Source organism: Streptomyces sp. MB09-01 (assembly GCF_033794505.1).
GTDB lineage: Bacteria > Actinomycetota > Actinomycetes > Streptomycetales > Streptomycetaceae > Streptomyces.
Genome location: NZ_JARAYQ010000066.1, coordinates 26,068 through 35,545 on the forward strand (window position 1 = coordinate 26,068; position 9,478 = coordinate 35,545).

Below are 9,478 nucleotides of genomic sequence, written 5' to 3' on the forward strand. Positions count from 1 at the left end.
TGTCCTCTCAGCTTTGCGTCGGGCCCGGGTGCGGCGCAGGGTTCGGCGTCGCACCCGGGCGGCGGTCAGTCGTTCGCGACCGCCCGGTAGCCCAGGCGGGTGAGGACGCGTTGGGCGATCTCCGACAGATGCGCGGCTCCGGTCACTTCCACCACGGGGAGTTCACAGCCGAGGTCGCGGCTCACCACGGCGGTGAATTCCAAGGCCATCAACGAGTCCACGCCCAGCAGGTCCAGACGTCGGTCGCGGTCGATGCGTTCCGGGGTGGTCTGCAGGACGCCCGCCAAGAGCTCGGAGAGTTTCTTCTCGACCAGCTTCGCGGCCTGTGCGGGAGTGGCGTCGCCGAATGCGATCCGCATCCGGTCCGCGAATCCGGTTTCGTCCCTTTCGCGGAGCAGCCCGGCGGTGCGCGGTACTGCCAGGTGGGGCGTGAGACGCCCCAGCCGGTCCCAGTCGAAGTGACCGACGGTGACGACCCGGGCGTCCGGATGGACCAGCAGTCGATCCAGTTCCGTGAGGGCGTCTGCGCAGGTCAGCTCATTGAGCCCCAGTGCGGCCATCTCGTCGTTTCGTCCGGATCGGTGCACGTACCCGGAGTCGCCGATGGCGCCCCACTGGACGGCCAGGGCCGGTACGCCGGCCCGGTGACGGTCGCGGACCAGCGCCTCCAGGACCATGTTGCCGGACACATAGGGGGCTTGTCGGATGTTGCCGATCAGGGCAGCCACGGAGCTGTAGACGACGAAGAAGTCCAGGGAGCGGTCGCGGGTGAGTGTGTCCAGGAGCAGGCCACCGGTCATCTTGGGGCCCAGGACCGTACGCAGGCGCTCGTTCGACAATCCGGCCAGCGGCGCGTCGTCGAGAACCATGGCCGCGTGGACGACACCGGCCAATCGGCGTCCGGAAGCGCCGATGTCGTCGAGGACGCGTCGCAGGGCGGCTTCGTCGGTGACATCCGCCGCGTAGGCGGTGACGTCGGTTCCGTCATCGCGGAGGTCCGCCAGGAGTGAGGCGGCTTCGGGGGCCTCGGTGCCGCTGCGGCTGAGAAGGGTGAGGTGACGCGCGCCGCGGGCGGCGAGGTGGCGTGCGGTGGCGGCACCGAACCCGCCGAGGCCGCCGGTGACCAGGTACGTGGCCGTGGAGTCCAGGTCGGGCCCGGTCAGCGGGTTCTGGACCTGTACACCCTCCTCGAACGTGATCACGATCTTGCCGGTGTGCCGGGAGTGCTGGAGGCTCGTGAACGCCTCCTCGATGCGCCGGGCCGGGTAGGTGCGGAAGGGCAGCGGGTGATACGTGCCGTCGTGCACGGCGGCGGCGAGAGCCGCCAAGGCGGTGTCCAGGACGGCTGACGTCCCTCCGACCATGGTCGTCAGGTCGACGCCGAAGAACGCGAGGTTGTGCACGAAGGGGGCCAGCGGAAGCCGACTGTCCATCAGGAAGTCGCGCCTGCCCAGCTCCAGGAACCTGCCGTGCGGTTTGAGCACGCCCACGCTGCGGACAAGTGCTTCGCCGGCGAGGGAGTTGAGGACCACGTCGACGCCCTGTCCGGCGGTGAGGTCCTTGACCTGTTCGGCGAAGTGCAGTCGGCGCGAGTCCAGGACGTGTTCGACGCCCAGGAGTCGCAGCAGATCGCGCTTCACGGGGGTTCCCGCGGTCGCGATGACATGTGCTCCTACCCGGCGGGCGTACTGGAGGGCGGCCAGGCCGACTCCGCCCGCCGCGCCGTGTACCAGGAGCGTCTCGCCCGCGGCGAGTCGCGCCAGGTGCCCGAGACTGTATTCGACGGTCAGGCCGACCAGCAGCAGCGTGGCGCCCTCGGCGAACGTCATGTCGGCAGGCAGGGTCATGGCGCGGTCGGCGTGGACCACCGCGTGTGAACCGAAGCAGCCTTCCCCCATCGCTGCGACGCGGTCGCCCGGGGCGAAGGCGGTGACCCCAGGGCCCACCGCGGTGATCACTCCGGCGCATTCGAAGCCGATACCGGCGCTGTCCGGCCGGCCGGTCGAAGCGGCCGGAACCTGCCCGGTCGCGATCATGACGTCTTTGTAGTTCAACGCGGCCGCTCCGACGGCGACCACGACCTCGCCCGCCCGCGGGCGGGGAATGTCGGCGGGGCGCCAGCCCAGCCGGTAGTGCAGTCCCGGCGAGTTCAAAGTGAGCGTGAAGCCATCGGCGCCGCTGAAGCCTTGTGGCGGGTCCAGCGGCCTGACCACCGTCACGAACCGGCCCGCCGGCGTGAGGAGAACCTCGTCCTCCTCCGGTCGCAGCACCATTTCCCGCGTTGCGCGTTCAGCCAGCAGTTTTCGATTTTCGGCGTCCCGTACTCCGGCGAGGGCGATCCGGCGGACGGTCAGCTCCTGGTGCTCGTTCGCCAGGGTGCGGGCTGCGCCCCACACCGCGGCGGATTCGGGCACGGGTGGCGTGGACACGACGGCGTCGGGGTCACAGCTGACCACCCACACAGTGAGATCGGCGGGGTCCGGCCGCCGCTCGCAGGCGGCACCGATTGCCCCCAGCACCGCCAGATGGCGCACCGCCGTCTCGGTCTTCTCGGTCGCCGACCTGGCTTCGTCGGCTTCGACGGCTTCGGCGATCAGGACGACGTCGGTCGGAGACTGCTCGCCGCACAGCAGTGCCGTCCACGACTCGACGGTGTCCTCGACGGAAACGGCACGGACTGCAACGCCGTGGCCGTGCTCACGCAGGGCGGCAACCATGGAACCTGTCATCGGGGTCTGCGTACGGCTGTTTCGCGGCAGCTCGCCCACCAGCCATGTGCGGGACCCGGTGTCGTGCGCGGCCGCCTCCGGGACGTCACCCGGATCGATGTCGTGGGAGCGAGGCCGGCGGGCAGCGAGGATGACCGAGTTGTCGCTGAGCGAGGCAGGTGATGCCGGTCCGCTCTGCGCGGTGGCGGAGAATCCGCAGTCGCGCAGGACGGACTCCCACTCATCGCGCGCCAACAGCGGCCCTGCGGGACGCAGCTCGTCGTCGGTCGCCTCCCAGAACGAGTCCAGCAGACCGAAGACCGGTGCGAGCAGGCTGTTGTCGTGGTACTCCAGCGCGAGCAGGTGTCCGCCGTCGGCCAGCAGGCCCGCGACGCGGCGCAGAGCGTCCTTCAGGTCCTTCGTGGCGTGCAGGACGTTGGATGCGACCACGATGTCGAAGGAGGATTCCGCGAATCCCTGGCCGGCAGGGTCGGCATCCAGATCCAGGGCCCGGTAGTCGACGAAGTCGTAGCGGGACAGCCGATGCTTGGCCTGTGCGAAGAAGGCGGGCGAGATGTCGGTGAAGGTGTAGCGGGTGCGCTCGGGTGGCAGGTGCGGCACCAGCGCGGCCGTGGTGGCTCCGGTACCTGCGCCCACTTCAAGGATGCGCAGCGGTCGATCGCGCGGCCAGCGTTCCACGATGCCCGCCATGAGCGTTTCGCAGCTTCGGCCCTGATGGCCCATGGCGACGCCGTCGTAGAAACGCGCGGCCAAGGCGTCGGTGTCGGAGAACAGCAACTCCAGAGGACTGGTGGTCCGCCGAAGGACCCCGCTCAAGTGCTGTCCGCAGAGACCGTACGTCTGCGCCATGACGGCCCAGCCCGGGTAATCCTTCAACAGCGCGTCGAACAGCTCCTGCGGGGCGGGTTCCCCCGTCAGGCGCCAGCGATCGGTCCCCTCAGCGGCCAGGACACCGTGCTCGACTGCCGTGCCCAGCAGATGGTGCAGCAGCCGAGTGCACTTGGCATCGGCACCTGCCGCAAGCAGCGACTCCACCGTCACGACGTCGGTCTCGGGCAGGAGTTCGCGTACGGCGGCGCCGACGAAGTGCGCCACCATCCGCAGCAGGTCCGTGCGGAAGGCACCGTACGGCCCTGCGGACCACCCGGCGGCGAGCGCGCCCAGGTTCTCCTCACAGGTGGCGAATACCTCCTGGGGAGACGGCAACGGTACCGGGCGGACCGCCTCGCCGGGCAACGGTGCGGCACGCAGTACCTCCGTCAGCCTCTGGGGTCGCGGCGGACGGCCCGCCTCGAAGCGGCGGAGCTTGCAGCCCAGGACCTCCAGCGTGACCACCCCGTCGGTGTCGCTGACCGTGATGTCCCACACGACCTCCTGCGTCGCGGTCGCCGTCCGGGCCCGGACATGCACCAGCCCGGTCTCGGACATCGGCTGCCAGGCGCGCACCGTCTCGATCGAGGCGGGCAGGAACGGGCAGGCATCCCCGCCGAGGGCGGCGATGAGCGGCATGCCCGCCTGGAGGGCACCGTCCAGCAGGGTGGGGTGGGCCTGATGCCCGGGCGAGGGCTCGATCGTGCACCTGTACGCGGCCAGCACCTCCCCGGGCCCGGTGCGCAGCGCGGCCAGGGGCCGGAACGCTGGCCCGTAGGGCAGGCCGGCCCGCGCGCAGGCGGCGTAGTGCTCGTCCACGGACACCGCCTCGGACAGACGGGCTCCGACCAGGCCAGGGTCCAGGGCCGGCGGCCGGTCGCGCAGCAGGCGCCGGACCCGGCCGCGGGCGTGTTCGTTCCAGTCGCCCTGCTCGCCGCTTCGGCTGCTGACGACGAGCACCCCGTCCGGGGCCAGGCTCGTCGACAGCTGGACCCGCATGTCCGGATCGTCGAACGGCAGCGTCAGGGCCCGGCCGATACGCAGGCCGGTCACCTCGATCGGGGCATCGAGGATCTCTCGCCCCGCACCCAAGGCCATGTCCACGTATCCGGCGGCGGGCCACACCACCGCCCCCGACACCACGTGATCGCCCATCCACGTCAAGGAGTTCGCTTCGACCTGCCGGCGCCAGACGGGATCGGCAACCGGCTGCCGGGCACCCAGGAGTGGATGCTGCGCCCGCTGGGACGCCGCCTGCGCGGTGTCCTCCAGCCACCAGTCCGGGTGACCGTTCCAGTGCCGCTCCCGCTGCCAGGGGTATGCAGGCAGATCAGCCACCCTTCCCTGCCGTGGGAAGACCACCGTCCAGTCGACCTGCGCACCGACGGCCAGCAACCGCGCGTAGGCCTCGTCAAGCGCCGCCGGACCCGGCAGCGAGCGCGACACCGTCGTCACGACGGCGACCGGCTGTGTCCGCTTCGCCGCCGCCCGCCGCAGATACGTGCTCAGTACCGGGTGCGGGCCGATCTCCACGAGCACATCGCACTGGTGCTCGGCACCGGTCAGAGCGTCGACGGCCTCGGCGAAGCGCACCGGCTCTCGGACGTTGCGCCACCAGTACGAGGCGTTCAGCTCCGGGCCCGCCAGGGCCTCCCCGGTAACGGTGGAGATCAGCGGGATCCGGCACTTGCCCGGGCGCACGTCGGCCAACGCCTCGCGCAGCGGGGCCTCGATGATGTCCATGGCCGCGCTGTGGAAGGCGTAGTCCAGGCCCAGATCCAGGAAGAAGACGCCCTCGTCGTCCAGGCGGCCCCCGAACTCCTCCAGCGCCGTCGACTCACCGGCGATCGTCACGTCCTGGTCGGAGTTGACCCCGGCTACGGCCAGGCGTTCGCCGTAGCCCTCGGCGGCCAGCCGCCCACACGCGGCGTCCGCCCCGAGCCCGACCGCCGCCATCCGGCCCGATCCCGCCGTCGCCGCCTGGGCGCGGCTGCGCTCGGCGATCACGCGACATGCCTGGGACCGGCTCAGCGCACCCGAACAGTAGGCCGCTGCGACCTCACCCACGCTGTGGCCCACGACCGCCGCGGGTTCGACACCGCGGGCGGCCAGTGCGGCCACGACACCGGCCTGCACCGCGAAGAGCAGGGGCTGTGCCACCTCGGTACGGTGCCAGCGCGACGGGTCCGGTGCCCTGGCCAGCTCCGACAGCACCGACCAGCCCAGCATCGGCGCCAACTCCGCGTCCACCGCCGCGACCTCGGTCGTGAACGCGAGGTCCCCGCTCAGCAGATCGGCGCCCATGCCCACCCACTGGGACCCGTTGCCGTCGAAAACGAAACCCACCCGGCCGAGGGAAACCGAGGCCGCCGAAACCGCCCCGGCCGCGGGCTTTCCCTCCGCGACGGACCGCAACGCCGCCGCGACCTGCTGGGGGCCGTCGGCGAGCACGGCGATCCGGTGTTCCTGCCCCGCCCGGCGGCGGCAGGCGGTGAACGCGGCGTCGTAGAAGGCATGTGCGGGCTCCGCGCCGGGTTGCTCCGCTTTTTCCTGGAAGTGCTCACCCCACGCATGCGCTGCGGCTGCGAGCGCCTGGGGTGTCCGCGCGGACACCACCACCGGCAGACGCCCCGTACCACCGGCCGCGTCCTTCGCCGACGACGGCCCATCCGACATCGACGGTGGACCATCCGATGAGCGGACCGACCCGGCACCGGGCGCCTCGGCCAGGACCACGTGAGCGTTGGAACCCCCGAAGCCGAAGGAGTTCACCCCCACCACGCCCCGGCCGCTCGTGTGCAGCGGCCGTTGCTCGGTCACCGGCTCCAGCCCCAGAGAGGCGAAGTCGATGGCCGGGTTCGGCGGCACGGCATGCACCGTTCCGGGAATCGTCCGCTTCCGCAGGACCAGCAGCCCCTTGAGGAGACCCGCTACGCCCGACGCCGCTTCCAGATGCCCGAGGTTGGACTTCACCGACCCCACCGGCAATGGCGCCGTCGCTCGCCGCCCCCGGCCCAGCGCCCTTCCCAGGGACTCGCATTCGATCGGATCGCCGACCTGCGTCCCCGTGCCGTGAGCCTCCACGTACGCCACCTCATCCGGGCCGATGCCCGCGGTCACGTACACGCGCTCCAGCAACGCAGCCTGTGACCGGGCGCTGGGCAACGTCAACCCGGCGGTGCGGCCGTCCGCGTTGACCCCGCTCGCCAGGATCACCGCATGGACGCGGTCCCCGTCCGCGAGCGCCGCGGCCAACGGCTTGAGCAGGAGTACACCAGCGCCTTCGGAGCGGACGTACCCGTCCGCCTGCGCCGAGAACGGCCGGCACCGCCCCGTGGGCGACAACATCGAAGCCTGCGAGAACCCCGCGAAGCCGTAAGGGTTGAGAATGACGTTCACCCCACCCGCGAGAGCCAGCGGAGCGCGCCCCGAGCGCAGCGCCTCACACGCCTGGTGCACCGCCGTCAGCGCGGAAGAACACGCGGTGTCCACCGCGTTCGAGGGGCCGTGGAAGTCGAACACGTAGGAGAGGCGATTGGCGGTGTTGCAGGACGCCGAACCGCCCATCGTGTACGGGCTGATCGTGCGAGGCCGTCGCTGCTGCAGGTCCGTGTAGTCGTGCGAGGAAACGCCCATCACCACTGCCGCGTCACTGCCTGCGAACTTCGCCGGATCGATCGCGGCGTCGTCGAACGCCTCGACCGCGCACTCCAGCAGCAGCCGCTGCTGAGGATCGATTCGCGAGGCCTCCTTGGGAGAGATCCCGAAGTACCCCGCATCGAACGACGCCACGTCGTCGAGTAATCCGCCGGCCGCGGTGTAGGACTTGCCGGCCCGTGCCGCGCCGGCGGCCACGAAGGCCGCCGTGTCGAATCGGCCGTCGGGGACCTCACCGACCAGATCCCGGCCCTCTTCAAGAGCAGTCCACAGACCACCCAGGGATGTGATCCCGCCTGGAAGGCGCAGACCGACCCCCACCACTGCCACTGCGTCTCCAGCCGGACTCCCGGGTACCGAGCCTGGGCACGAGACATCGATCTCAGCTGACAAAGCAAACCTCCGCAGAGCCAGAAGGGGAGCATTCCCAAACCGCCGGAATCTCGATGCAACCAGCAGCGGGGCAACGGGCAGGCCGGACGCACACCAACGTCTCCCGACCGTGATCGACATGTCCAATCAGATCCGATCTACCGCTGACATTCACCCGTTCGGCGGGCGTGCGCGCTGGTCGTAAGGGCAATGGCACACCCCCTTTCCGATCACTGACGCTGAACGATGGCCAGCTGCGGCGCGCGCCGCCCGGCGGCAGGCTCGGCGAAGACCCGGCTTGTGGACTGCCCGCGGCGGTCCGTGTCCATCACGGAGCCGACGAGACTGCCGTGGGTCCGCTCGGCCGCCGCCCGGCCACCGTCGGACAAGGCCGACGCCCACCGCGCCACAGAGGCGGCGGTGAGCCCGATCCAGGTATGGGGACGGGCTACGCAACGCCCACGGAGAAAGGCCGCTGTCATGGGCCCCGCGCGGATCGCGTCCCGCCGCGCTCTGCCTATGCCGCAGGAGCGGGACTCGCTGCAGATGTTCGGCAAGGTGAGGTAGGCGCTGTCCGACTGCGGGTGGCAGTCAGCCACAGGGCATGACGTGCGACCTGCGCGCGACACCCGGGAATCGGCCTGGGTGGCGGCGTGGCAGCTCCAGCAAAGTGGTCAGCGGGTGCAGGACGACAAGTTCGTGGGGATGTATTCTCCCCAGCCGCTCCCCAGAGCGCGCCGCTTCCGATTTTCTATGGGCAGATGCAATCAAGTACGCGGGTGACGTCATCAGTTGCTGGGTCTAGAGCCAGTCCCGACGCTTGAAGATGAGGTACAGACTCAGGCAAACTACTGCCATGAGGGCCACGGCGAAGGGGTATCCCAACACCCAGCGTAGCTCTGGCATGGCTTCGAAGTTCATGCCGTAGATGGTGCCGACCAGGGTCGGAGCGAAGAGGATGGCGGCCCACGAGGAGATCTTCTTGATCTCCTCGTTCTGTTCGAAGCCGGCCTCGGCGAGGGCGCGCATTTCGGCGTTCTGTTGTTGGGAGACCAGGGTGGCGTTGACCGTCAGGATTTCGGTGAGGGCCTGGCGGAAGCCGTCCACGCGTTCGCTGGTGTGCGTGACGTGGTCGGCGACGTCGCGGAGGTAGCGCTGGAGTTCCTCGTCCGTGCCGTACTTCGCGAAGCCGGCCATCAGGTTGTGGAGCATGCCGACCAGGGGGCGGGTGGCGCGTTGGAACTCGACCATTTCGCGGGAGAGTTCGTAGATGCGGCGGGAGACCGCCGGGTCGCCGCGGAAGACCTCCGTCTCGATCTCGTCGATGTCGGTCTGGACGCCCTCGACGACCGGGGCGTAGCCGTCGACCACCGCGTCGAGGATGGCGTACAGGGCGGCCTCCGGGCCGAGTGAGAGGAGTTCGGGGTTCTCCTCCATGCGGCGGCGGACGGAGGAGAGGTCCGGGGCGCCGCCGTGGCGGACCGTGATCAGGAAATCCGGGCCGACGAAGATGTGGAGCTCGCTGAAGTCGACCTCCTCCTGGACGTCGAGGTAGCGGGCGGCGCGCAGGACGACGAAGAGGGTGTCGCCGTAACGCTCCAGCTTGGGGCGTTGGTGTGCTTCCAGGGCGTCCTCGACGGCGAGTTCGTGAAGGTTGAACTCGGCTGCCAGGGAATGGAGTTCGGGTTCCGTGGGTCGGTGGAGGCCGATCCAGGCCATCCCGTCCGACTCCTCTCGCAGCAGCCGGAAGGTGTCGGCCAGGGTGGCGGGGGAGGCGACCCGGCGGCCGTCGCGGTGACCTGCCGCTTCTCAGCACCGTCTCTTACACAAATTTAACCCGATCAAAAATT

At 70.1% G+C, this 9,478-nt stretch carries 2 protein-coding genes; both read right to left on the bottom strand.

Going from position 1 to position 9,478, the window contains the following annotated elements; translation table 11 throughout:
- Positions 1-65: 65 nt before the first annotated feature.
- On the bottom strand, positions 66-7,586 hold the full coding sequence (locus tag PV721_RS16325; protein WP_319724738.1) for a type I polyketide synthase: 7,521 nt from the start codon (positions 7,584-7,586) through the stop codon (positions 66-68).
- An 843-nt stretch (positions 7,587-8,429) separates the two neighbouring features.
- Positions 8,430-9,389, bottom strand: a complete 960-nt coding sequence (locus PV721_RS16330) for a magnesium and cobalt transport protein CorA (protein WP_319724740.1) — start codon at positions 9,387-9,389, stop codon at positions 8,430-8,432.
- Positions 9,390-9,478: the final 89 nt, after the last annotated feature.